Raw genomic sequence first — 24,729 nt, forward strand, 5'->3', positions numbered from 1 at the left:
CCGCGGTGGACGGATTTGGGGCGGCTTCGCCACCCAGCGCGGGGCAAGCCCGCTCACTACAGAGGCGGTGCTGCTCCTGTCATCTCTTAACTGACTGGCATTAGGGCAAGCCCCCTCCCACATTTAGATTTGTGTTGGTTTTAGAAGGTGTACTCGGCGCCAGCACCGGCGTACCACGAGCGGCCGGGGGCGGCTTCGTAGTAGCGGTTGTTGCTGTCGCCGACGATCACCGAACCTACGTACTGGCGGTCCAGCAGGTTATCCAGGCGCAGGGTCTGGTGGAAGGTCCAGTGCTCGACTTTTTGCTCAAAGCGCGCGCGCCAGTTGAACACGCTGTAGGCCGGGGCAGCACGCTCGTTGTTGGTGTCTTCGACGTAGACCTTGCTGCGGTACATGCCTTCCAGGGCGGTGCTGACCCAGTCGCGGGGTTTCCAGTTGAGTTCGGCGAAGAGCGTGGTTTGCGGGACGCCGGGGAGGTAGTTGCCCTTCTCGATAGCCTTTCCGCTGTTGTTGAAGTCACTGTCGTAAGTGGCTTGCAGACGGGTGTAGGCGAGGTTGGTGCTCCACTGCTCGCTGAGTTGGCTTTCGATGCCCAGTTCGAAACCGCGACGCAGGGTGCGGCCGGCGTTTTGATAGCTGGTACGGCCTTGAAGCGATTGGCTAACCACCAGCTCATCTTCGGTGGTGATCTGGAACACCGCCGCGTTGATTCGCGTGTTGTTCACCTGCGCCTTCAAGCCCATTTCATATTGAGTGCTTTCAGACGGTTTCAGGCTGAAGTTGAAACCTTCGACACTCCCAGGCGCGTAGGCCAGCTCGGCTTGGGTGGGTGTCTCAAAGCCTTTTCCTGCGCTGACGTAACCGTGTAGTTGGGGCGTGAAGGCGTACATCACACTCATTGACGGGGTGTTTTTCTGATAGGTCTTGCTGCCGCTGGAGTCGCCGTTGCTCAAATATTGATCGTCAACGTCCAGCTCCATGGTGCTATGTCGCACACCTGCTTGGAGGGTCCAATTGCCTAAGGCCCAGTTGGCCTGGATATATGGGTCAAGGCTACGAGCGGTGTCGATCTCATCGCGGCGCAGCTCACCCTTCACGCCCAGGGTGGTGCCGCTGTAGTTCTGATAACCATGGCGGCTGTCTTCGCTTTGGTCGAAGTCCAGGCCTGTGATGATCATCAGCTCGCCCGGCGCGCTCTCGACAGGTTGCATCCAGTGCACGCTACCGCCGTAGAACTTTCGGTCGAATTGCACAACACCGCCGCCGCGCTCGTTGGATGGTGTTCCTTTGGGAATCGACAAATACTGAATCACACTCCGCCGCCCCGTATACGCATTCACCTGCAACGTCGCATCGCCGAAATACCGCTCGTAATTGGTCCCCAATTGCTGATGATCGATGCTTTTGCGCGTGTTGTACGTCAGCGCGCCGGGAGCCACCGAGCGTGGGTCGGCTTTATAGGCTTCCCACGTTTGCCCCAGCGGATCCTGCGTGCCGTTCTGCTCCAGGCTGCTGTAGATCAGCGCCAGTTTGCTGTCGTCATCCGGCTGGAAGTTGAGCTTGGCGAAGGTCTGGTCGCGGCGCGCGCTGCTGTGGTCGCGGTAGCCGTCGGTGTCCATGCGTGAGGCGTCGAGCACAAAACCCGCGCCATTGGCCGCGCCTTCGGCGGTCAGGTGGTTCTTGCTCATGCCATCGCTGCCCACCAGGGTTTCGGCGCCGATGCGCGGTGGGCCTTCGCCGTCGCGGGAGAACATCTGGATCACCCCGCCGGCGTTGCTGCCGTACAGGGTGGCCGCCGGGCCGCGCAGCACTTCAATGCGCTCGGCGGTGTCGAGGTTGAACGTGGCCGCCTGGCCCTGGCCGTCAGGGGTGCTGGCGGGGATGCCGTCGGCGATCAGCTTGAGGCCGCGCACGCCAAACGCCGAGCGGGCGCCAAAGCCACGGGAGGAAATTTGCAAATCCTGAGCGTAGTTCTGGCGGTTCTGCACCACCAGGCCGGGCACGCGGGACAAGGCTTCGGAGGCATTGATACCCAGTTGGCCGTCGCTGATCTGCTCGCGGCTGATGCTGTCGACCGAGTAGGGCAGGTCGAACGTTGGGCTGGCGCTGCGCGAGCCGGTGACCACACTCGGGTCGAGCACCAGTGCAGTGTCGTCAGCCAGCGCCGAGTTGCCCAGCGTGAGCAGGCCGGGCAGCAACAAGGTGAAGCGGGAGAGGGTATTCATCAGTCAGCCGAAATCCGTGGCGCGCCTAAGAGGTAAACGCGCAAATGAGCGCGAGTTTAGTGGCTCGGGCGATTTTTATCATTTCGGAATCGTCCTACGCGACGAGTCGGTGTTGTCACGAAGGGGCGCCAACCCTTGCGATGGTAGCGTGGACAGCCCCGACAATAACAATGGCCGATGGGTCATGGAGAGTGATTCATGAAGACTACGTCGAAAGTCATGTGGGGCGTGGCAATGACTTGTTGTCTCGCCGGTTGCGGAACCATTACGACGGTCTTCCGTCCGGACGCGGTAGCCAGCCAAAACCTCAAGGACTCGCGCAGTCACTGTGAAAACGTCCCGCGAATCTACAGTGGCGTGGTCTACGGCTTCTGTGCACTGAATGGCGAGCCCGCACCCGATAAAAGCCTGGAGAGCAATAGCCTGATCAGCCATGGCGGCGGCGCGCTGCCCATCGTGGCTGTCGAATTCGTGGCCTCAGGCGTGCTGGACACCCTGTTATTGCCCTATACCATTTACCTTCAGCACCAGGACGGCAGCATCGAAATCTTCCGCTGATGCCTCTTGCCGCTTGCGGCTAACAGCTCCCCACCGCTTTTACGCTATAATCCCGCCCTTTAGCTGTTTCCGGCCCAGGCGGGAAGCACACTTTTTTCAGGCGCACCCCGCCTGCATGCAGACTAAAAGAGGCTAGACCCCAGTGGCATTGACGATTCTTGGCCTGTCCGGCGCCCTTAGCCATGATCCTTCCGCAGCCTTGTACATCGACGGCAAGCTGATCGCGGCCGCCGAAGAAGAGCGCTTCGTCCGCGACAAACATGCAAAGAACCGCATGCCCTACGAATCGGCGAAGTTCTGCCTGGAGCAGGCCGGCATCAAGCCTTCCGACGTTGACGTAGTGGCGATCCCCTTCGCCCCGATCAGCTTGTTCGGCGAGGCGCGCTGGCACTACGCCAAGCGTTACTGGTACGCCCCGGACCGCGCCCTTGATGCGATCCTGATGGGCAACCGTCGTTACAAGCGCTATCGCAACAAGATCGTCTGGTGCCTGGAACAACTGGGCTTCGATCCGAAGAAAATCAAGATCGAACCGGTTGAACACCACCTGGCCCACGCTTCCAGCGCCTACCACTGCTCCGGCTTCCAGGAGAAAACCGCGATCCTCGGCATCGACGGTAAAGGTGAGTACGCCACCACGTTCTTCGGCTACGGCGAGAACGGCAAGATCCACAAGATCAAGGAATTCTACGACCCGGACTCCCTCGGCGGCCTGTATGGCGCGATCACCGAGTTCCTCGGTTTCGAGATGCTCGACGGTGAGTTCAAGGTCATGGGCATGGCGCCGTACGGCGACGCCAGCAAATACGACTTCTCGCGCCTGGCCTCGTTTGAGAACGGCGAGTTGGTGATCAACACCGACTACGCCAACGTCATCGGCCTGCGTCGTTATAAAGAGAAGGGCAAGGGTTTCTACTTCTCTCCAAAACTGATCGAGTGGCTGGGTCCGAAGCGCGAAGGCGACATTGCCGACGAGCCGTACATCCACTACGCCGCCAGCATGCAGGCGCTGTTCGAGAAGCTGGCCCTGCAGATGATCGACCATTACCTGGGCGACATCCTCAAGGACACCGGCAAGCTGGCCTTCGCCGGCGGCTGTGCGCTGAACGTCAAGTTGAACCAGAAGATCATTGCCCGCAGCGATGTGAAAGAGCTGTTCGTGCAGCCAGCGTCCGGCGATGCCGGCACCGCGGTGGGTGCGGCGGCCTACGTGTCCCACGCCCGTGGTGTACCGGTGGAGAAGATGGAACACGTCTACCTCGGCCCGTCCTACAGCAACGAAGACGTGATTGCCGCGTGCGCCAAGCACGAGAGCAAGCCGAACTGGCGCAAGATCGAAAACATGCCCCAGCGCATCGCCAAGATCATGGTCGACGGCAACCCGGTGGCCTGGTTCCAGGGCCGCATGGAGTTTGGCCCGCGTGCCTTGGGCGGTCGTTCGATCATCGGTTGCCCAAGCGCTACCGGCGTGGCTGACCGTATCAACCACCAGATCAAGTTCCGCGAGCGCTGGAGGCCTTTCTGCCCGTCGATGCTCGACACCGTGGCGCCGCAGATGATCAAGGTCGACCACCCGGCGCCGTTCATGACCTTCACTTTTGAAGTGGCCGAAGAGTGGAAAACCCGTGTGCCGGAGGTGGTCCATGAAGATGGCACCTCCCGCGCCCAGGTGCTCAAGCGCGAATACAACCCGCGCTACTACGACATGATGAAAGAGCTGGAAGTGTTGACCGGCAACGGCGTGTCGCTGAATACCTCGCTCAACCGTCGTGGCGAAGCGATGATCTGTTCGCCGACCGACGCGCTGAACATGTTCTTCGGCTCCGACCTGCAATACCTGATCATGGAAGACATCCTGGTCGTCAAAGACGGCGTGGACCCTTATGACGCGCTCGGCTGACCGACACGTCCTGCAGTTCTGCCACGGCTATGACGGGCCGTTCCTCGACTGCGCGCGGCAGTACGCCAGCCTGTTCGCAGGCTCGGGCTACAAGGTGACCACGGTGTTTCTCACCGGGGTCGCCGACCCCGAGGTGGCCGCCGGGTGTGCCAGCGATGAAGTGTTGTTCATGGAATTCAGCTCCAAGGCCATTCGTGGCCTGAAGCTGGGTGCGATCCGTGAGCTGCGCAAGGTTGCGGCGTCACGCAATTTCAGTTTCTGCATTGCCCACCGCTTCAAGCCGATTTATATCGCCTTGTTGGGCACGCGTTTGCCGGTGATCGGCGTACATCACGCCTTTGGCGACTATCAGCGCCGCAGCCGCAAGCTGTTTGCCGGGATTTTCCGCAAGCGCTTGAGCTTGCTGGGCGTGTCCGACGCGGTGCGCGATGACATGCGCCGTTGCTTGCCGAGTTGGCCGGCGCAGCGTATCCAGACCCTGTACAACCGCATCGACGTCGACGCCTTGCGCGCGACCCAAGTGCCGTTCGACGAAGCGCGGGATGCCCTGGGCCTGTCGCCGGACGAATGGGTGGTCGGCAACGTCGGCCGCCTGCACCCGGACAAGGACCAGGCCACGTTGCTAAAGGGCTTCGCCCTGGCGCTGCCCCATCTGCCGGAGCAAAGTCGCCTGGCGATTCTCGGCACTGGGCGTCTGGAGCAGAACCTCAAGAACCAGGCCCGTGAGCTGGGGATTGCCGACAAGGTGCTGTTCCTCGGCCAGGTGCCGGATGCGCGCCGGTACTTCCGGGCGTTCGATGTGTTTGCGCTGAGCTCCGACCACGAGCCCTTCGGCATGGTGCTGCTGGAAGCCATGGCCGCCGGCGTGCCGTTGCTGGCCACGGCCTGTGGCGGTGCGAAGGAAGTGGTTGAAGGTGTGGGGATCCTGTTCCCGTTCGGCGACGCCGAGCACCTTGGCCAGGGTTTGCAGCACTTGGCCGGGATGGATCAGCAGCAGCGGCGCCAGTGTGCCGAGCTGATGCTCGAGCGCCTGCACGCACGTTTCTCGGATCAGGCGGTACGCACGACCTTCTGGCAACTGCCGCACGTTATTGAACTGACCGCGGGGGCTTGATGCTCAATCGATTCCAAGGCTGGCGCGAGCGTGGCTGGTCCGTCGTCGACGCCCCCGTCTACAGCGATGCCTGGCAGCGTTATGGCGGCAGCGTCGCCACCCATCCCCAGATTATTCAACGCTTGGCCGGGCTGGCCGACATCCCGGTGCGTTACCTTGCCTGGGAGAAAGAGGGTGAGGTGCAAGCGTGCATTGCGACCTGGGGCCGGGATTTGGCGTTGTCCAAGGACGTGCTCAAACAGCGCGGCAAGAAGGGCCTGTTCGATCTGGGCAATGCCGAACTGATCCTGCCGGCCGCTGCGGATGTGCAGGCGCCTTTGCGCCATCGCGCGCGTTACCTGTCGACCTTGAACGAAGGCCGTTTCAGCGGCCTCAAGCCCCAGGCCGAGCAATTGGCCATGGCGCGCACCCCGGAAGAACTGTCGAAGAAGTTTCGCTACAACCAGCGCCGTGAGTTGCGTTTGCTGGAAGAGGCGGGCGGCGTGGTACGGCCGGTGAGCGACTTTACCAGCCAGGAACTGGCCGCGATCTACTGCGACCTGTTCCTGCGCCGCTGGGGGTTTGTCGCCACGGGCGCCGAGCGCATGGCCGAGGTGATCGAGTTGCTGCGTGGATGGCTGATCGGCTCGGTGATCTTCCTCAATGACGCGCCGATTGCCATCCAGCTGGTATACCGGGTCGAATCCCCCGAGTGGATCAGCGTGGAATACGTCAACGGCGGCGTCGACCCGGAAACCCGCGCGTTCAGTCCCGGCAGTGTGTTGAGTTTCCTGAATACGCAAAGTGCCTGGGAACAGGCGCGTGAAGTCGGCAAGCCGCTGCGCTTTTCCTTTGGGCGAGCGGACCGCGAGTACAAGGAGCGTTGGTGTAACCCTGTGCAGGTGTTGACGGTATGAGTGAGTCCACGAACCGCAAGCAAGCGCTGCTCAAGCGCCATCGCCGCAACAAGCGTATTGGCCTGCTGGTCAGTCTGCTGGTGTTGGTTGGCGTGGGTATGCTGGTGGCGTGGTGGCTGCCGCTGGTGCTGGCGGTGCTGGCATGGGTAGCCCATGAGGCCTGGTTTGCTGATCACCTGTTTTACTCGCCCAAGGATGACTACCAGTATCAGTTTCCTGCGGATACCGAACAGCCCAAGGTGGTCTTGGACAAGGCGCGGATCGTCTTGGGCCAACCCCTTGAGCTGTCCGGCGATGAGACGTTGATTCTCGCCGTGCGCATAAAAAGCAGCGTGTTAGGGCGTTTTATCGACCCCTATATCCCATTGCCGAATGGTGATCGCCAAGTGTTCGAGCGCGGCGTCAACGGCTTGCGTTACTTGAATCTCACGGGGCACGGCCAGGCACTGGTCGATGGGCAGTTGCAGTTACAGGGCCGGTTTTGCCAGCTTCACGGAGCGCCGGTGCTGTCGGTCTTCCGCCAGCCCGATGTGCGCCAGCAGCGGGTGATGGTCATTGCGCCCCATGCCGACGATGCCGAGTTGGCCGCCTTCGGGCTTTACAGCCAAGCGGCGCAACCCTGGATCGTGACGCTGACGGCGGGCGAGATTGAAGCCGAGCACTATCAACAAATGGGCTTGGGCAAGCCGGAAGCCGCCCGACTCAAGGGGCGCCTGCGTGCCTGGGACAGCATTGCCGTGCCGAGATGGGCGGGGGTGCCGCCAGAGCACTCGGTTCAACTGGGGTATTTCTGCTTGCAGTTGGCGGCGATGAAGGCCGAGCCTGAGCGCGCCGTGGCGTCCCGCGAGGCCGAGCTGAGCGATATCCGCGTGTTTCGCCAGTTCAACACCTTCCCGTTGCCTGCCGACACCGATGGGCAGCCGACCTGGAACAACCTGCTGGCTGACCTGCGGGCCGTGCTGTTGAAGGCGCGCCCGGAGGTGATCGTATTGCCTCATCCGGTCCTCGACCCGCATCCCGATCACGTCTGCGCACAGCAGGCGGTGTTGGAAGCCTTGCAGGGCCTGGAATGGCAACCGACCACACTGCTCGGCTACGCCAACCACCTGCATGACAATGACCGCTGGCCGATGGGGGATTCGGGCAATGGTATCTCTTTGCCACCATCGTTTGATTCCACGTACACTTTGCGACCTTATTGCCTGCCGCTATCCGAAGAACGGCAGTGTGACAAGGCGATGTCGCTTGGCATGATGCATGACCTGCAACCGCGGATGCCGTTCAAACGGCGGGTGCGGCGTGTCATACAGCGCCTGTTGGCTGGACGGCGCGTTTCGCCCTGGGGTGAGAACGAGTTCTTCCGCAAGGCCGTGCGGCGTCATGAACTCTTTTGGTTCATCAAGCACAAGTGATGCAACGCAACGTGGTGGAGCGTAGCGCGCTCCAGTAAAAATGACAGTGAGTCTCCCTTGAACAGCCAGTGCCCCCGTATTCTTTTCCTCATCCCTTACTTTGGCTGCTGGCCGTTCTGGATGCCGTTTTTTCTCGAAAGTTGCCGACACAATGCGGATATCGACTGGTTGCTGTTCAGCGACTGCCCGATACCGGACAACGTACCGGGTAACGTCAGGATTGAACCTATTTCGTTTACCGATTACTGCGCACTGGTTTCACAGCGGTTGAATCTCAAGTTTGCGCCTCAGGCTGCGTATAAGTTGTGCGACATCAAGCCTGCACTCGGTTATATCCATGCTGACCGCCTCACTGGCTATGACTTCTGGGCGTTCGGTGACCTGGACCTGATCTACGGCAACCTGCGCCGGTATTTCACTGCCGAACGGTTGGCGGGCTATGACTTGTTTTCGACCCATGAGCGACGGGTTGCCGGGCATCTGTGCCTGATGCGCAATACCGCAAAAAAGCGCCAAGTGTTTATGCAGATCAAAGATTGGGAGGCGCGCTTCACTGATCAAGCGCATCATGCGCTGGATGAAGGTGCTTTCAGCCGAATCTTTTTGTGGCGTAAGAACTTTCCCAAGCCATTGTTCGACCTGGTGGGCAAGTTCAACCCATGGCGCCGTCGCAGTGAATTCACCGAGGCGTTCAGCACGCCGGGTGGCGTGATCAAATGGCATGACGGCACTGATCGTTTTCCGCACCAGTGGTTCTGGAATGACGGTCACCTGACCAACGACAGGGATGGCGACCGGGAATTTCCGTATTTTCATTTTGTCTGCTGGAAACGTAATCAGTGGCCGTTGATGCCGCAACCCAGTGTGGAGTACATCGAGACATTGGCCGCCGAGTCGTCCTGGGTTGTTGATGCCACCGGTTTCCATCGAGGAGAGTTATGAGTCGGCGCTTCAAGGTCCTGCAATTGCAGCCGGACTACAATGTTAAATCCCATGATTTCGCCGACTTGGCCGAACAGATCGTTAAGGCATTGCCTGCGGACCGCTATGAAGTCACCGCCGCGTTTTTGCGCGGGCGGCCAGGGCCTGGCGAGCCGGTCAGTCGTGCGTCCAAGTCGGTCTACTTCGAGTTCTCTGACAAGTCACTCAAGGGCTTGCGCCTGCGTGCCATGTGGCAGCTGTATCAGTTCTGCCGCAAGAACCAGTTTGATGTGGTGGTGTGCAACCGCTTCAAGCCGGTCAATATGATGTTGCAACTGAACCGCTGGTTGAAGATTCCGCTCTGCATCGGAATCTCCCACGGCTTCGGCGAGTATGACCGCCTCTACCGCCGCAAGCAGGCGCAGCGTTGGATCGATGAACACTGGCGTTTTGTCGGCGTCTCCCCGGCGGTCAAGCAGTACCTGCTGGACTGCCAGTGCGGGTTTACCGATCACAACACCTACGCGATTACCAACGCCATCGACATCGAGCAGGCCGAAGCCTTGCAGCACCCGCGTGAGCGCGCGCGGGAATTGCTGGGCATCGACCCTTCGGTTCGTTTGATTGGCGCCTTGGGGCGGCTGGTGCCGGTCAAAGGCCACACCTATTTATTGCAGGCATTTGCCGCACTCAAGGACAAATACCCCACGGCCCAGCTTGCCATCATTGGCGCGGGGCGCGAGGAGTCCAACCTGGCGGCGCAAATCCACAGCCTTGGCCTGGAAGGACGCGTGCATTTGTTGGGCTTCAAGGAAAATGCACTGCAATACGTACGGGCCTTTGATATCTGGGCGATGCCTTCGTTGGCCGAAGGCCTGGGATTGGCGTTGCTGGAAGGCATGAGCGGTCGCTTGCCGGTGATTGCCTCCAGCGTGCCAGCCATGCTGCCGCTGATTCAAGGCGCGGGCGGCCTGGCCGTGGAGCCGGCCAACGTTGCCGAGCTGACCCAGGCACTCGACACCTACCTGGCCCTCTCCGATGAGGCGCTTGCACAGAAGGGCGAGCAGGCCTACCAGTATCTTCAGGCAGAACACGATATTGAGGTGTTCCGCCAGGAATACCTGGAATTGATTGAATCAGGGCTGGCCCAGGCATGCAGGAACAACGTATGAATCAGAATCAGCCCTTGGTCACCGTGATCATTGCGTCTTATAACCATGCTCCGTACATCGAACAGAGCATCCTCAGCGTATTGAACCAGACGTATCCCAATATCGAGCTGTTGGTGATTGACGACGGGTCGACGGATGACAGTGTCGAACGCATTCGTCAGTTGCAGGAAAGCCATGGCTTCGACTTTCGTGTCCAGCAGAACCAAGGCCTGACCAATACGCTCAATGGCGCGGTTGCACGGTCGCAAGGCCCGTTGATCGTGCCGTTCGGCTCGGATGACATCATGCTGCCGGAGCGCATTGCGACCCAGGTGGAATACATGGATGGCAAGCCGGAAGTCGGGATCTGCGCGGGGAATATCGAGCTGATCGACGCGCAGGGTGAGCTGTTCCCTGAAAAGTACCAGCGCCGCGACGTCCCTTTCCGTCGCCTGGACTTCGACGATATGTTCATGGAGCGCAAGCCTTATCCGCCGGCGCCCACCCTGATGATCCGGCGCGAGGCGCTGGAAAAGGTCGGCGGGTTCGATCCCGAGATCCGTCTTGAAGACTTGTTGATCGAGTTGAAGATCACCCGCGCCGGGTACTTCATCGATGGCCTGAACGTGCTGATGGCCCGCTACCGCAAGCACGCCACCAACTCGTACAAGAATCATCGATTCATGATCGACAATATTCTGCGGTCCTACGCGTTGTTCAGTGACCACCCGCAGTATGACGCGGTGCGCTACAAGTTCCTCAGCTCCATGTTCCTCAAGACGTCCAACCGCAACCGTGCGTTGGCGCGGGAGCTGCTGGCGCAGATCCCGTTCAAGGCGTGGAACAAGAAAACCTGGCGTGGTCTGGCGAGGTTGTATCTTTCGCCGCTGGAACGCGACTGAGACTGCGCGGGTGCGCCCTGGTTGAGGGCGCACCCAATTGGCCCGTCAGTTGGCGGGACGGGGAAGGGCCTGGACGTGTTCCTGGATCTTCGTCGTGGCTTGCGCTGATGCAACCGACGCATACCCCTTGAGCAGCTGTTCGAAGTGAGCTTCGAACAGCCAGTTGCGATCCTGCGGGTAGCGTTGCATGTGCTTCAAGTTGCGCTGGCGCAACGTGCTGCGCAGTGCCGATGGGTAAATACGCATGTCGGCCACGTCGATCAGGCCGAACTGGCCGTCGTCCAGGATCAACACATTGCCCAGGTGCAGGGAGCGGAAGTAAACGCCGTTCTCGTGCAGTTGGGCGATAAATCGGCCAAACCGCTCGATCAACGACTCACGCAGGCTGCTGTCCAGGCCTTGCAGGGCCTGGCGCAAGGTCCGGCCCGGGAGCGGCTGATAGCGCACGGCGCTGCTGCCATCCTGCAAGCTATACAGGTCAAGGATGTGCGGCGCGGGAATATCCAGCTGTCGCAGTTGTTCACAGTTGCTGGCGAAGCGTTCCGAGTAAGGGGTGAACGCGCCGGAGGTGTACCAGCGACGAGCCCGGAACAGCTTCAGGAACGTGCCGTCTTCAAGGCGCAGGACTTTCGGTCCAAGACCATCTTCCTCAATCACCTCGGCACCGTTGCTCAAGGCTTCGAAAGCCTGCGGCTTGGGTGTCTGCACCGGCATGCGCAGCAGGCTGCGACGGCGTTGGGCGATGCTCAGCCCGGCGAGCAGTGCCAGGGGAATCCACAGCAGGAACCAGTGCTCCTTGGGACGCGACAGAATGCCACCGCCTTCGGTCAGGCCGGCGCCGATGCCGTAGGCCAGCAAGGCGGAGGCCAGGATAAACAGGGGCTGTGCACGTTGCTTGAAGCCCTTGTACAGCCCGAAGCCCAGCATGAAGACCCATGGGATAAAGCCGATGATGCCCACGTAATAGAGCACACCGAGGGCGAAGCTATGGGGTTCGCTTAATGTCCATTCTGTAGGGTTCAAGGCCAGTGTGGAGTTAAAGCTGTGGCCAATCAGGGGGTGGTCGGCAATCAGATGCAGCGTCATGCTCCACAACTGCAGGCGGTACGAACTGCCGCGTTCGGTGATCGCTTCGGGATAGAACAGAAGCAGCGCAGCGGCGCTGATCACCAGGGTGGCGATCATCAGTGCGCTACGGCGATTGCGGCTGACAAACGCTATCCACACGGCGGCCAGTACCAGCGCAACCAGCGGTGTGCGAGAGCCGGTGGCCAGGACGGCGAGTGTCATGATCGCCAGCGCAGGAACGCTGAACCACAGCACCTGCAGGCGCTGGGTCGTGGTGCACACATAGAGCCAGTAGATACAAAAGAAGCCAAAGAGATGGGAGCTGAGCAGCGGGTTATCCAGCGCGCCAAGGCCACCGATCATGCGCATACCCGGCTCAAAGCCTTTGGCGAATGCCACCAGGTTGCACGCGCACACCACGAGGGCAATCACCGCAGCACTGAAGAAGATCGGTTTGATCAGCTCGTTGCGGTAGTGCAGCAACAGCCCGCAGCCGGCGAACAGCATGAAGGTGTGCAGCGGCCGTTTGAACAGGTCGGAATCGGTGGTGGATTCCGGGCTCCACAACAGGCTGAGCAGCGCCCAGGCGCAGAACGCCAAGAGTCCCAGTATCAGGGGTTCACGCAGCAGGTTCTTGAGTTCCCGCGGGCGCAGGCACAGCAGCACCAGGGTGGGTGCGCTGAACAGGACGTAATAGAACTTGTGCAGCACGTTGCGGTTGCCGGCGAAGAACAGCGCACTCAGGAGCAACAGCAAGCCAATGGGCAAAACCCAAAGGACCAGAAAGTCAAAAACGCGATTCGAGCCATAGGTAAGGCGCTTGGAGTGCATACAGTAAAGCCATTCCGGTATAGAGAAAGCCGACCATCTTAAAGTAGTGGCTTTATAATGTCGTTGGTTGGATCCACATGGGCGCGGGTCACGCCGGGTGCAAGTACAACAGAGAAGCTGTGCTAAAGTCAGCCTCCTTTTTTAAAACGCCGCGTGATATGACCGACTCCAGTCCGAGCGCAAGCCCTTCGAGCTTGAAAATATACTTCCGCCTGCTCAGCTACGTTAAGCCCTACGCCGGCTTGTTCATGCTGAGTATCGTCGGATTTCTGATTTTCGCGTCGACCCAGCCAATGCTGGGGTACATCCTCAAGTACTTCGTCGATGGCCTATCCAACCCCGAAGCAGTGCTGTTCCCCAGCGTACCGTTCCTGCGTGACCTGCAATTGCTGCAAGCCGTGCCCCTGCTGATCATTCTGATCGCGGCCTGGCAAGGCCTGGGCTCGTTCCTGGGTAACTACCTGTTGGCCAAGGTGTCCCTGGGCCTGGTCCACGACCTGCGCGTGCAACTGTTCAACAACCTGCTGACGCTGCCCAACCGCTACTTCGACAACCACAACTCCGGGCACCTGATCTCGCGCATCACCTTCAACGTGACCATGGTGACGGGCGCGGCGACCGATGCGATCAAGGTGGTGATCCGCGAAGGCATGACGGTGATTTTCCTGTTTGCCTCGCTGTTGTTCATGAACTGGCGCCTGACGCTGGTGATGATCGCCATCCTGCCGCTGATTGCAGTGATGGTCAGCACGGCCAGCAAGAAATTCCGCAAGCAGAGCAAGAAGATCCAGGTGGCCATGGGGGATGTGACCCACGTCGCCTCCGAAACCATTCAGGGCTATCGCGTGGTGCGCAGCTTCGGGGGTGAAGTCTATGAAGAAAAACGCTTCCTCAAGGCCAGTCTGAGCAACACCGACAAACAACTGCGCATGACCCGCACCGGGGCGATCTACACCCCGGCGCTGCAACTGGTGATCTACACCGCCATGGCCGTGCTGATGTTCCTGGTGCTTTACCTTCGTGGTGATGCCTCGGCGGGCGACATGGTGGCCTACATCACCCTGGCCGGCCTGTTGCCCAAGCCGATCCGCCAACTGTCGGAAGTCAGCTCGACCATCCAGAAGGGTGTGGCCGGTGCGGAAAGCATTTTCGAGCAGTTGGATGAAGAAAAAGAAATCGACCGTGGCACTGTCGAGCGCGACAAGGTCAGTGGCCGCCTGGAAGTGCGCAACCTGAACTTCACCTATCCGGGCACCGAGCGCAAAGTGCTCAAGGACATCAACTTTACCGCCGAACCCGGCCAGATGATCGCCCTGGTGGGCCGCTCCGGCAGCGGCAAGTCGACCCTGGCCAGCCTGATTCCACGTTTCTACCACCATGAAAGCGGTGAGATCCTGCTCGATGGTGTCGAAATCGAAGACTACAAACTGCTCAACCTGCGCAAGCACATCGCCCAGGTGACCCAGCATGTCACGCTGTTCAGCGACACCGTGACCAACAACATCGCCTACGGCGACCTGGCCGGTGCACCACGGGCTGATGTCGAGGCGGCGGCGGCAGACGCCTATGCCAAGGACTTTATCGACCAGTTGCCAAAAGGCTTCGATACCCCGGTCGGTGAAAACGGTGTGCTGTTGTCCGGCGGTCAACGCCAACGCCTGGCCATTGCCCGAGCCCTGCTGAAGAACGCGCCATTGCTGATCCTCGACGAGGCCACCTCGGCCCTCGACACCGAGTCCGAGCGGCATATTCAAGGGGCCCTGGACAAAGTCATGCAGGGCCGCACCACCCTGGTGATCGCGCACCGCTTGTCCACCATCGAGAAAGCCGACCTGATTCTGGTGATGGACGACGGACGGATTGTCGAGCGTGGTACACACGCCGAGCTGCTGGCACAGAACGGCTATTACGCCCGCCTGCACGCCATGGGCCTGGACGAACCCGTAGCGGCCAGCATCACCTGATGAGCCTGGGGCGTGCAATGCGCCCCGGTTTTTGTGTCGAGAACCCTACAGTCTTGACCAACGTTAAATAGTTCGCTGCCTATCGTTTGTTATGTTGGCCCCCTCGATTCGAATGACGAACGAGAGGGCTAACCTTCTTGCGTAGGGAATGAAATGTTTCAACGTCTGTTCTGGAAACTCCTTCCCAAACCCCAGAGGGAATTTCTGCTGGGACGTTTGTCGGTGGTGGACCGACAGGCGGTAAACAAATCCCTGTCTTCGGTGATCACGCTGCCTGCCTCCTTCGAGCGGCACCAGTGTGTGTTTATCCATGTGCCCAAGTGCGCCGGCAGCAGTGTGTGTGCCGCGTTGCTCGACGGGCGCAGGCCGGGGCATTTGCCGTACTACTGGTATCAGCAACAATTCCCCGAGCACTGCGCGCGCAGTTTCAAGTTTGCCTTCGTGCGTGACCCCCTGGAGCGCGCCTACTCGGCCTATACCTTCCTGCGCGGCAACGGGGTGGGCGGCCGCGACGTTCAAGCCCGGCAACTGGTCTCGAGCTTTCGCGGTTTCGATAGCTTCGTTGCTGGCTGGCTGCATTCGGATAACGTGCGCCGCCAAATACACTTCGCCCCCCAGACCGATTTCCTGGTCGACCACATGGGCCGCATGGCCATGGATTTCCTCGGGCGCCAGGAATCGTTGCAACACGACTTCCAGCACTTGTGCGAACGCCTTGGCGTGGACGCCTCCCTGCCCCATTTAAATGTCTCCCTTGAACGGCGCAGTGAGCCGGTGAGGGATTTTTGCACCGCCCGCACCCGCCGCCTGATCAGACGAGCCTACCAACGTGACTACGAGGTCCTGGGTTATGAATAGCCAGTCGCTTTCCAGTGGTACTACGTCCATCCGCCCTTTTGCCTTGTCGTTGCCCGTGGCGGCGAGGGCGGCGCTCAAGCACCAGCAACCTTGCTGCCTGTGGCTGACGGGGTTGTCGGGGTCCGGCAAGTCGACCCTGGCCAATGCGTTGGAAATCCAGCTCAACGAGCAAGGCCGCCACACCTACGTGCTCGACGGCGATAACCTGCGCACCGGTTTGTGCAATGACCTGGGCATGACCGATGCGGCGCGCAAGGAAAATATCCGGCGCATCGGCGAAGTGGCGCGGTTGATGGTGGATGCGGGATTGATTGTGATTGTTTCGGCGATCTCGCCGTTCAGTGTTGATCGGGCGACCGCCAAGGCGCTGTTCGGGCCGGGGCAGTTCTTCGAGGTCTACATCAGCACACCGTTCGACGTGTGCGCACGGCGCGACCCCAAAGGCTTGTATCGCCTGGCGTTGGAAGGGCGCATCAAAGCGTTCACAGGCCTGGACAGTCCCTATGAAGCGCCGCTCAGCGCGGACTGCGAGATCAACACCGACGAGGTCGAGTTGGCGGATGCCGTGGACCATATCCTGGCGGCCTTGTTTAAAAATTGATCAGTTATGCAACCCGATGTCTTACAGATAAAGCTCTCGAACTAGGCAGCGCTCACCCTGTGCTAATATCGCGCCCCTGTTCATTTTGTATGTGGGTTGCTCCATGAAGTTGTCCATGCCGCGATTCGATCAAGCCCCTGTCTTGGTGGTCGGCGATGTCATGCTCGACCGTTACTGGCATGGCGGAACCTCACGGATTTCCCCTGAGGCGCCGGTACCGGTAGTCAAGGTCGAGCAAATCGAAGACCGTCCAGGTGGCGCTGCCAACGTTGCCCTAAACATTGCCGCCCTCGGCGCCCCGGCCTCCCTGGTCGGTGTGACCGGCGACGACGAAGCCGCCGAGAGCCTGGCCAACAGCCTGCGCGGTGCCGGTGTGCGTGCGCTGTTCCAGCGCATCCCCCATCAGCCGACCATCGTCAAGCTGCGGGTGATGAGCCGTCACCAGCAATTGCTGCGTATTGATTTCGAAGAACCCTTCGCCACCGACGCCCTGGCCCTCAGCGGTCAGGTCGACGAATTGCTCGAAGGCATCAAGGTGCTGGTGCTGTCCGATTACGGCAAAGGCGCCTTGAAGAACCATCAGGAATTGATCCAGGCCGCCAAGGCCAAGGGCATTCCGGTGCTGGCCGATCCCAAGGGCCGTGACTTCTCGATTTATCGCGGAGCCAGCCTGATCACGCCAAACCTCAGCGAGTTCGAAGCCATCGTCGGCGGTTGCGCCGATGAGCACGATCTGGTGACCAAGGGCGCGGCGCTGATGGCCGATCTCGACCTGGGCGCCTTGCTGGTGACCCGTGGCGAGCACGGCATGACTTTGCTGCGTCCGGGCCACCCGGCGATGCACTTGCCGGCACGTGCCCGTGAAGTGTTCGACGTCACCGGCGCCGGCGACACCGTGATCTCGACCCTGGCCGCCTCGATTGCAGCCGGTGAGGAACTGCCCCACGCCGTGGCCCTGGCCAACCTGGCGGCGGGCATCGTGGTCGGCAAGTTGGGCACCGCTGCCATCAGCGCGCCTGAATTGCGCCGTGCGATCCAGCGCTCCGAAGGCTCCGAGCGCGGCGTGCTGAGCATCGAGCAATTGCTGCTGGCGATTGACGACGCGCGTGCCCATAACGAAAGCATTGTGTTCACCAACGGCTGTTTCGACATCCTGCACGCCGGTCACGTGACTTATCTGGAGCAGGCACGCGCCCAAGGTGATCGCCTGATCGTAGCGGTAAATGACGACGCGTCAGTCAGTCGCCTCAAAGGCCCGGGCCGTCCGATCAACAGTGTTGATCGTCGCATGGCGGTGCTGGCAGGTCTCGGCGCGGTGGATTGGGTGATCAGCTTCCCGGAAGCGACCCCGGAAAACCTGCTGGCCCAGGTCAAGCCAGATGTGCTGGTCAAGGGCGGCGACTACTCGGTCGACCAGGTGGTCGGTGCCGATATCGTCAACGCCTATGGCGGCAAGGTCAAAGTGCTGGGGCTGGTTGAAAACAGCTCGACCACAGCGATTGTCGAGAAAATCCGCAGCAATGACTAAGCGAGTCTTGATCACCGGTGGTGCGGGCTTTATCGGCTCGCACCTCGTGGATGCGTTGCTCGCCACGGGTTATGACGTGCGGGTGTTGGATAACCTGTCCACCGGCAAGCGCAGCAACCTGCCGCTGGACAACCCTCGTGTCGAACTGCTTGAAGGTGATGTGGCCGATGCCGAGCTGGTTGGCAGGGCTGCGGTCGGTGTTTCGGCGGTGGTGCACTTGGCCGCAGTGGCCTCGGTGCAGGCGTCGGTGGACGATCCGGTCAGCACGCATCAAAGCAACTTCATCGGCACCTTGAACCTCTGTGAAGCGATGCGCAAAGCCGGGGTCAAGCGGGTGGTGTATGCCTCCAGCGCGGCGGTGTATGGCAACAACGGCGAAGGGGCGTCGATTGACGAAGAGACCGCCAAGGCGCCGTTGACGCCCTATGCGTCCGACAAGTTGGCGGGCGAGCATTACTTCGATTTCTACCGCCGCCAGCATGGCCTGGAGCCGGTGATTTTCCGCTTCTTCAATATCTTCGGCCCGCGCCAGGACCCGTCATCGCCGTATTCCGGCGTGATCAGTATCTTCAGCGAGCGTGCCCAGCAAGGCCTGCCGATCAGCGTATTCGGTGACGGCGAGCAGACGCGTGACTTCATGTACGTGGAAGACTTGGTGAAGGTGTTGGTGCAGTCCATCGAAGTGGCCGATGCACCCTTGGGTGCGATTAACGTGGGCTGGAACCGCACGACCACCCTCAAGCAGGTGTTGCAGGCGTTGGAAGAAGCGGTCGGCAGCTTGCCCGCCGTGACTTACGGGCCGGCGCGTTCGGGGGATATCAAGCATTCTCGGGCGAATAACCAGCGGTTGCTGGCGAGCTTTACATTGCCCGAGCCGACACCGCTAAAGGTCGGACTGGAGCGCTTGCTCAAGGGCTGATTGTTCGTCTTTAGGTGCGGTTCTCATGTGGCGAGGGAGCTTGCTCCCGCTGGAGTGCGCAGCGCTCCCAAGCCATTCACCGAGATACAACGGATGTATTTCGGTTGTCCAAATTGGGGCCGCTTCGCAGCCCAGCGGGAGCAAGCTCCCTCGCCACAGAAGTCCGCTCAGGTGACTCGCTTCTTCTTCGGCACAATCTTGCGCAGCACCCGCTGCGCCAGGCGCTTCAATTTCGATTCTTTCTCCGGCTCCGCCAACCCTTGCTGGCGCAGCCAATCCTTCCAGCGAATCCGCTCATCACGCACCAGCCAGCCTTCCTGCTGGGCGAAGCTTTCCGCCAGGTACAAGCCCCGCGTGCTGGCCGGGTACAGTTGGTCTTTCTTGACGGTGTACAACTCGGCCAGGGGCTGGCCGTCTTTCAAGGGCATCAGGTACAGGTCAGGGCGTTTGCGGTCCAAACGCGCGACCAACTGGTCGCCTTCCAAGCGCTCATCCACATGGAACAGGCTCAAAGACTTGGCTTCCTTGGGCACTTCCAGGCGCAGGTCGTAGATCAATTGCAGCGACGCGGTGGGCAGGTGCACATAGGCCCGTGGGCGTTCGATCAGTTGCGTGGTGGCGCAGCGCACCGGGCGTGCGGCGCCGGACAGCGGGCTCAGGCGAAACGGCAGGGCTTCGCGGTAATGCAGCGCGGCGGAGTAGGGCGCGGGTAGCCAGGTGTCGTTGAAGCGCCCGCCGAGCCAACCTTCTGGCGTTTCCAGCAGGCATTCTTCGGCGATTTCCTGGATGGCGGTGTGCAGCGGCAGGTTCAATTCATGGGCGGGGACGTAGCCGGAGATCAGCTTGAGCACCACGTCGCCACGGTCCTGGCGGCGTTGGCGCACCAGCACCCAGTAATCCTTGTTTTGCCAATGCAGGGTCAGGCGCACCGACACGCCGAGGTTCGCCAGCTCCAGGGCGAAACGCTCGGCGTCTGGCACTTCGACCGGCTTGCGCCGTTGCAGGGTCTGCGCGAAGTTGAGCGGCATGCCGACGCTCTGGTAGCTCAGGCCTTCGGGGGTGGCTTCGACGTGCAGCGGCAGTGTCTTGAAGTTGCTGGGGTTCTTTCTTATAAGCGTTCGCGGCATGTCGGCTCCTTCTTGCGACGGGGTCGGCCGCGTCGGCGGCATCAGAGTTGACGAATGACCTTGGCAGCAGTCGCCACGTTATGGGCCAGGTGCAGCGGATTAATGGTCCCGACAATAGCACTGGCAACGCCCGTTTGCGCAAACAACAACATGAAACTGGCGTGAATTGGATCCATTCCAGGCTCCAGGCAAACGTGGCCGCTGGCCAGGGCTTTTTTCACCAGGATGCCCTTGCCATGGGCCGTCGCATAATCAATGACGGCTTTCTCCGCCTGTTCGTTCAGATTGTAGGTGACCATGGCGCAATCACCCTGTTCCAGAGCCTTCACGCCGCCTTCGACGGTTTTTCCGGAAAAGCCGAAACCCCGAATCTTGCCTTCCTGTTTCAGCGCCGCCAGGGTCTGGTAGACCTCGCAGTCGCTGAGGATGTGCAAGTCGTTGCCGTCGGAATGCACCAGCACCAGGTCGATAAAATCAGTTTCAAGTCGTTTCAAGCTGCGCTCAATCGACAGTCGAGTGTGGGCCGCGCTGAAATCGTGGCGGGACACGCCATTTTCAAACTCTTCGCCCACCTTGCTGACAATCACCCAATCCTTGCGCTGGCCGCGCAGCAGTGGTCCCAAGCGTTCTTCGCTCATGCCATAGGCGGGCGCGGTGTCGATCAGGTTGATACCCAGTTCGCGTGCCTGGCGCAACAGCATGCGTGCGGCGTCATCATCCGGTATCTGGAAACCGTTGGGGTATTTCACCCCCTGGTCACGGCCCAGCTTGACGGTGCCCAGGCCCAGTGGCGACACCAGCAGGCCGGTGCTGCCCAGAGGGCGATGCAAGTCGTGCAGGGTCGGCAGGCTCATGGCAACAGTTGCTCCCAGGCGGGTACGCCGAGCGCCGGTTTTGGCAATTCGGGCAATGGTTCGGTCGCGATTGGACGGATGCCGTCACGTTCCAGGCTGTTGATCACACGATCGGCGAAATCCGGCGCCAAGGCCAATTTGGTCGGCCAGCCCACCATCAGGCGGCCTTCTTCGAAGACGAAGGCGTTGTCGGGGCGGGTCAGCCCCGATTGCAACGGCTCGGCGCGGTCGACGCGCAGGGTGGCCCATTGGGTCTGGCTCATGTCGATCCACGGCAGCAGCTGTGCCAACTCTTTTTGCGCAGTCGCGATCTGTTCATCTGGCGTGCGTGCCACGCCATCCGCCTCGGCAATGTCGCCGCCCATGTACCACACCCAGTTGCCATCGGCGGCCGGGTGAGTGGTGACGGTGATGCGCGGCTTGGTGCCGCCGCCCAGGCAGTGGGCGTACAACGGCTTGAGGCTCGGGCCCTTGGCGATGATCATGTGCAGCGGGCGCTTTTGCATGGCCGGCTTGCTCAGGCCCAGGTCGGTCAACAGGGCGGCAGTGCCGCCACCGGCGCTCAGCACAATGCGCTGGGCGCGGATCTCGCGGCCATCCACTCTCAAGCCCACCAGCTTGTTGCCTTCCAGCAGGGGCTCGATGTGTTGACCGGCGAGCAAGCCGTCGCCGCCCAGTTCAGCGAGGCGTTCGATCACGCTGGGTACGTCCACCACCAGTTCGGCCAGGCGATAGACCTTGCCCTTGAAACGACGGTCTTGCAGGGCCGGGGGCAGGTCGTCGCCCTTGACCTGATCCACACGGCCACGCACAGCCTTGCTCGCAAAAAAACTGGTGAGGTTGCCGGCGAGGGTGCCGGGGGACCACAAGTAATGGGCTTCGGACAATACGCGAACGCCGCTCAGGTCCAGCTCGCCGCTGCCTGCCAGGGCTTCACGCCAGCGGCGCGGCATATCGGCGATGGCTTCCGAGGCGCCGGTCAGGGCGCCGTGCAGGGCGTATTTCGCACCGCCGTGAATGATCCCCTGGGACTTCACGCTTTGCCCGCCGCCCAAGGTGGCGTTTTCCACCAGCACCGTGGAAAACCCCTGGCGACGCAAGCGTGCGTTCAGCCAGAGGCCGGCAACTCCGGCGCCGACAATCAGGACGTCGGTGGAAATAACGGATGGCATGGGCGACCTCAGTGTTCAAGACAAGAGGCGCAGTATACAGGCTGTTGCGTGACGGTCAGTGCCCGGCGGTTTTCGAGAACAGTTGGATTACCACCACGCCCAGCACGATCAGGCCCATGCCCAGCATCGCCGGCAGGTCGAGTTTCTGTCCGTAGATAAACAACGCTGCGATGCTCACCATCACGATGCCCATCCCGGCCCATACCGCATAGGCCACGCCCACTGGCACCGTGCGCACCACCAGGGTGAGCATCCAGAACGCCACGCCATAGCCGACGATCACCAGCAGCAACGGGATGGGCGTGCTCCACCCCTTGATGGCTTTCATGGAAACGGTGGCGATCACTTCCGAGCAGATGGCGATGGCCAGGTAGTAGTAGGCGGGGTTCATGGGGTCATCCTCGGTGCGGAGCGCGTTTGATAAGGTCGGCATTTTAGAGCTTCACCAGATGGGGTAAAGTCATTACCTATCTGATTTGAAGATGGGTTGAGCCATGAGCGTGCAATGGAACCTGGAACAGATGCGCCTGTTTGTCAGCGTCGCCGAGCAATGCTCGTTTTCGGCGGTGGCGCGTGAGCAGCGCAAGGCGCAGTCGGCGGTCAGCAGTGGCATTGCCCTGCTGGAAGCTGATCTGGGTGTCAGCCTGTTCGAGCGTAGCAGCGGTCGCCAACCGCGCCTGACCGAAGCCGGCGCGGTGTTGCTGGAGGAAGCCAGAGAAGTGTTGCGCCAATGCGAACGCCTCAACGGCCGGGCGATGTCATTGATGCGCGGCGAAGAGGCCTGCCTACGATTGGCCCAGGATGAGGCCATGCTCTATCAGCCGGTACTCGATAGCCTCGATGCCTTGGCCGGGCAGTTTCCCAACCTGGAGGTGCAGATTTCCAGCGCTGCCCAGGGCGATGTCGCACGCAAGCTGGTGGAGCGCCGGGCTGACCTGGGCATGTTGTTCTATCACGATCAGATCCCCGAAGCCCTGGAACGCCGGGTGGTCGGCAGTGTGGAAATGGTCACGGTGTGTGGACGCAATCATCCGCTGGCTCGGCAAAAAAGCGTCGACTGCCAGGGCTTGGCGCAGTATCGGCAATTGCTGATGTCGACCCAGACCAGCGTCTACCCCGGCAGCGAGGCCGCCAGCCCCCAAGTGTGGCGGGCCGACAGTTTCTACGTGCTGGCCGAATGGCTGACCCGTGGCCTGGGCTGGGCCTGGTTGCCCCGGCATGTGGTGCAATATCCCACCTACCAGGGCCAGATGGTCGAATTGGACAGCGAATGGACCCCGCCGGCGCTGGTGGTGGAGCTGGTCTGGCGCCGTGACGAGCCCCTCGGCCCGGCCGCGCGCTTTCTGGCGGAACGTTTTGCTGAGTGCCTGCGGGCGATTGACTGAAAAAGCCGATAAACTCCGCCGCCATGAATAGAACTCTCTACAGCTGTCTGTTTTACCTGGCGCTGCCGTTGGTGGCTTTACGTCTATGGCTGCGGGCGCGCAAGGCCCCGGCCTACGCCCAGCGCGTCGGCGAGCGGTTCTCCTACGGCTTGCCGGTATTGCAGCCGGGCGGGATCTGGGTACACGCCGTGTCGGTGGGCGAAAGCATCGCCGCCGCGCCGATGGTGCGGGCATTGCTGGAGCGTTATCCACAGCTGCCGATCACCGTCACCTGCATGACGCCTACCGGGTCCGAGCGCATCCAGGCGTTGTTCGCCAATGAACCGCGCATTCAGCACTGCTACTTGCCGTATGACTTGCCGTGCGCCGCCAAGCGCTTTCTTGATCGTGTGCAGCCGAAACTGGCGGTGATCATGGAGACCGAGCTGTGGCCCAACCATATCCACGCCTGCGCCCAGCGTGGGATTCCCGTGGCCTTGGCCAATGGGCGATTGTCGGCACGTTCGGCCAAGGGCTACGGGCGTTTCGCCAAGCTCACCGCGCCGATGCTGGCCGAGATGAACTTGTTGGCCGTGCAGACGCACACCGAAGCCCAGCGCTTCCTCAGCCTGGGCGCGCGCCCGCAAGCCGTGGACGTGACCGGCTCGATCAAGTTCGACCTGACCATCGACCCTCAATTGTCCGTGCGTGCTGCTGCGTTGCGCGAGCAGTGGGGCGCCAGCCAGCGCCCGGTGTGGATCGCGGCCAGTACCCATGAGGGCGAAGATGAAGTGGTATTGGCCGCTCATCGCCGTTTGCTCGAGAACTATCCCAACGCCTTGCTGATTTTGGTGCCGCGTCATCAGGAGCGTTTCGGCCCGATGTTCGAGCTGAGTGAGCGCGAAGGTTTTGCCACCGTACGCCGTTCCACGGGTGACCCGGTGACCGCGCAAACCTCGGTATTGCTTGGCGATACCATGGGCGAATTGCTGTTTCTCTATGCCTTGGCCGACAGCGCTTTTGTCGGCGGCAGCCTGGTGCCGACCGGGGGGCATAACCCGCTGGAACCGGCAGCATTGGCCTTGCCGGTGATCATGGGTCCCCACGTGTTCAACTTCCTCGAAATCACCGCGATGATGCGTGATGCCGGGGCGTTGCGTGAGGTGGATGATGCCGAGGGGTTGGCGGAGGCCGTGCGCCAATTGTTCGAATTGCCGCAGGATGCACGCAGGATGGGGCAGGCGGGGCTTGGGGTGATGCAGGCTAATCAGGGCGCATTGAAGCGCTTGCTGGATGGCTTGGACAGACTCCTGGCCCACTGACAACACAAGTCAAATGTGGGAGGGGGCTTGCCCCCGATAGCG

21 protein-coding genes are annotated in these 24,729 nt (G+C 61.0%); 15 read left to right on the forward strand and 6 right to left on the reverse strand.

Going from position 1 to position 24,729, the window contains the following annotated elements; genetic code table 11:
* Positions 1-140: 140 nt before the first annotated feature.
* A complete protein-coding gene (locus DYL61_RS09270; protein ID WP_135308089.1) occupies positions 141-2,225 on the reverse strand; it encodes a TonB-dependent receptor family protein in 2,085 nt (694 codons plus the stop codon).
* A gap of 198 nt (positions 2,226-2,423) precedes the next feature.
* Between DYL61_RS09270 and DYL61_RS09275 the strand changes: the two genes are divergently transcribed.
* The 8 genes from DYL61_RS09275 to DYL61_RS09310 all read left to right on the forward strand — a co-directional run bounded on the left by DYL61_RS09275 (position 2,424) and on the right by DYL61_RS09310 (position 11,079).
* On the forward strand, positions 2,424-2,783 hold the full coding sequence (locus DYL61_RS09275) for a YceK/YidQ family lipoprotein (RefSeq protein WP_135308090.1): 360 nt from the start codon (positions 2,424-2,426) through the stop codon (positions 2,781-2,783).
* 142 nt (positions 2,784-2,925) lie between these two features.
* Positions 2,926-4,683, forward strand: coding sequence for a carbamoyltransferase family protein (locus DYL61_RS09280; RefSeq protein WP_105695122.1), 1,758 nt, complete (start codon positions 2,926-2,928; stop codon positions 4,681-4,683).
* Positions 4,667-5,797 carry a glycosyltransferase gene (locus DYL61_RS09285; RefSeq protein WP_135308091.1) on the forward strand — a complete coding sequence of 377 codons (1,131 nt, stop codon included), beginning with the start codon at positions 4,667-4,669 and terminating at the stop codon, positions 5,795-5,797. Before DYL61_RS09280 ends, DYL61_RS09285 begins: the two co-directional genes overlap by 17 nt.
* Positions 5,797-6,693: a GNAT family N-acetyltransferase gene (locus tag DYL61_RS09290; protein WP_135308092.1), complete on the forward strand. Its 897-nt coding sequence runs from the start codon at positions 5,797-5,799 to the stop codon at positions 6,691-6,693. Before DYL61_RS09285 ends, DYL61_RS09290 begins: the two co-directional genes overlap by 1 nt.
* Entirely contained in the window at positions 6,690-8,105 is a 1,416-nt protein-coding gene (locus DYL61_RS09295; RefSeq protein WP_135308093.1) for a PIG-L deacetylase family protein, read from the forward strand. The genes DYL61_RS09290 and DYL61_RS09295 overlap by 4 nt, the downstream gene beginning before the upstream one ends.
* A 57-nt stretch (positions 8,106-8,162) precedes the next feature.
* On the forward strand, positions 8,163-9,047 hold the full coding sequence (locus DYL61_RS09300; protein WP_135308094.1) for a DUF6625 family protein: 885 nt from the start codon (positions 8,163-8,165) through the stop codon (positions 9,045-9,047).
* Positions 9,044-10,198, forward strand: coding sequence for a glycosyltransferase family 4 protein (locus DYL61_RS09305; protein WP_135308095.1), 1,155 nt, complete (start codon positions 9,044-9,046; stop codon positions 10,196-10,198). Before DYL61_RS09300 ends, DYL61_RS09305 begins: the two co-directional genes overlap by 4 nt.
* Entirely contained in the window at positions 10,195-11,079 is an 885-nt protein-coding gene (locus DYL61_RS09310; RefSeq protein WP_135308096.1) for a glycosyltransferase, read from the forward strand. The genes DYL61_RS09305 and DYL61_RS09310 overlap by 4 nt, the downstream gene beginning before the upstream one ends.
* A gap of 45 nt (positions 11,080-11,124) precedes the next feature.
* On the opposite strand, the gene DYL61_RS09315 is transcribed toward DYL61_RS09310, so the two are convergent.
* Positions 11,125-12,978, reverse strand: coding sequence for a bifunctional O-antigen ligase/aminoglycoside phosphotransferase family protein (locus DYL61_RS09315; protein ID WP_135308097.1), 1,854 nt, complete (start codon positions 12,976-12,978; stop codon positions 11,125-11,127).
* Between the two features lie 158 nt (positions 12,979-13,136).
* Here DYL61_RS09315 and msbA point away from each other — a divergent pair, with 158 nt between their 5' ends.
* From msbA to DYL61_RS09340, 5 genes are all read left to right on the forward strand, one after another.
* Positions 13,137-14,942 carry a lipid A export permease/ATP-binding protein MsbA gene (gene msbA / locus DYL61_RS09320; RefSeq protein WP_135308098.1) on the forward strand — a complete coding sequence of 602 codons (1,806 nt, stop codon included), beginning with the start codon at positions 13,137-13,139 and terminating at the stop codon, positions 14,940-14,942.
* 153 nt (positions 14,943-15,095) lie between these two features.
* Complete coding sequence (locus DYL61_RS09325) at positions 15,096-15,800, forward strand: sulfotransferase family 2 domain-containing protein (RefSeq protein WP_135308099.1); 705 nt, start codon at positions 15,096-15,098, stop codon at positions 15,798-15,800.
* Positions 15,793-16,401, forward strand: coding sequence for an adenylyl-sulfate kinase (gene cysC / locus DYL61_RS09330; RefSeq protein ID WP_135308100.1), 609 nt, complete (start codon positions 15,793-15,795; stop codon positions 16,399-16,401). The genes DYL61_RS09325 and cysC overlap by 8 nt, the downstream gene beginning before the upstream one ends.
* 103 nt (positions 16,402-16,504) lie before the next feature.
* On the forward strand, positions 16,505-17,929 hold the full coding sequence (hldE, locus tag DYL61_RS09335; RefSeq protein ID WP_135308101.1) for a bifunctional D-glycero-beta-D-manno-heptose-7-phosphate kinase/D-glycero-beta-D-manno-heptose 1-phosphate adenylyltransferase HldE: 1,425 nt from the start codon (positions 16,505-16,507) through the stop codon (positions 17,927-17,929).
* Complete coding sequence (locus DYL61_RS09340) at positions 17,922-18,848, forward strand: NAD-dependent epimerase/dehydratase family protein (protein ID WP_135308102.1); 927 nt, start codon at positions 17,922-17,924, stop codon at positions 18,846-18,848. Before hldE ends, DYL61_RS09340 begins: the two co-directional genes overlap by 8 nt.
* Before the next feature lie 167 nt (positions 18,849-19,015).
* Here the strand turns inward: DYL61_RS09340 and DYL61_RS09350 are convergent, their stop codons facing one another.
* From DYL61_RS09350 to DYL61_RS09365, 4 genes are read right to left on the reverse strand one after another with little or no spacing between them, the layout of a single operon-like run.
* Positions 19,016-19,975: a metal ABC transporter ATPase gene (locus DYL61_RS09350; RefSeq protein ID WP_135308103.1), complete on the reverse strand. Its 960-nt coding sequence runs from the start codon at positions 19,973-19,975 to the stop codon at positions 19,016-19,018.
* Between the two features lie 41 nt (positions 19,976-20,016).
* Positions 20,017-20,829 (reverse strand): aldo/keto reductase, encoded by an 813-nt coding sequence (locus DYL61_RS09355; RefSeq protein ID WP_135308104.1) that lies wholly within the window; start codon positions 20,827-20,829, stop codon positions 20,017-20,019.
* A complete protein-coding gene (locus DYL61_RS09360; RefSeq protein ID WP_135308105.1) occupies positions 20,826-22,001 on the reverse strand; it encodes an NAD(P)/FAD-dependent oxidoreductase in 1,176 nt (391 codons plus the stop codon). The genes DYL61_RS09355 and DYL61_RS09360 overlap by 4 nt, the downstream gene beginning before the upstream one ends.
* A gap of 55 nt (positions 22,002-22,056) precedes the next feature.
* Positions 22,057-22,392: a DMT family transporter gene (locus DYL61_RS09365; RefSeq protein WP_024073051.1), complete on the reverse strand. Its 336-nt coding sequence runs from the start codon at positions 22,390-22,392 to the stop codon at positions 22,057-22,059.
* Between the two features lie 103 nt (positions 22,393-22,495).
* On the opposite strand from DYL61_RS09365, the gene DYL61_RS09370 reads away from it, so the two are divergent.
* Together DYL61_RS09370 and waaA are read left to right on the forward strand one after the other, a co-directional pair.
* Complete coding sequence (locus tag DYL61_RS09370) at positions 22,496-23,386, forward strand: LysR family transcriptional regulator (RefSeq protein WP_135308106.1); 891 nt, start codon at positions 22,496-22,498, stop codon at positions 23,384-23,386.
* Between the two features lie 23 nt (positions 23,387-23,409).
* On the forward strand, positions 23,410-24,687 hold the full coding sequence (gene waaA, locus DYL61_RS09375; protein WP_135308107.1) for a lipid IV(A) 3-deoxy-D-manno-octulosonic acid transferase: 1,278 nt from the start codon (positions 23,410-23,412) through the stop codon (positions 24,685-24,687).
* Positions 24,688-24,729: the final 42 nt, after the last annotated feature.

Source organism: Pseudomonas nabeulensis (assembly GCF_004682045.1).
Classification (GTDB): domain Bacteria; phylum Pseudomonadota; class Gammaproteobacteria; order Pseudomonadales; family Pseudomonadaceae; genus Aquipseudomonas; species Aquipseudomonas nabeulensis.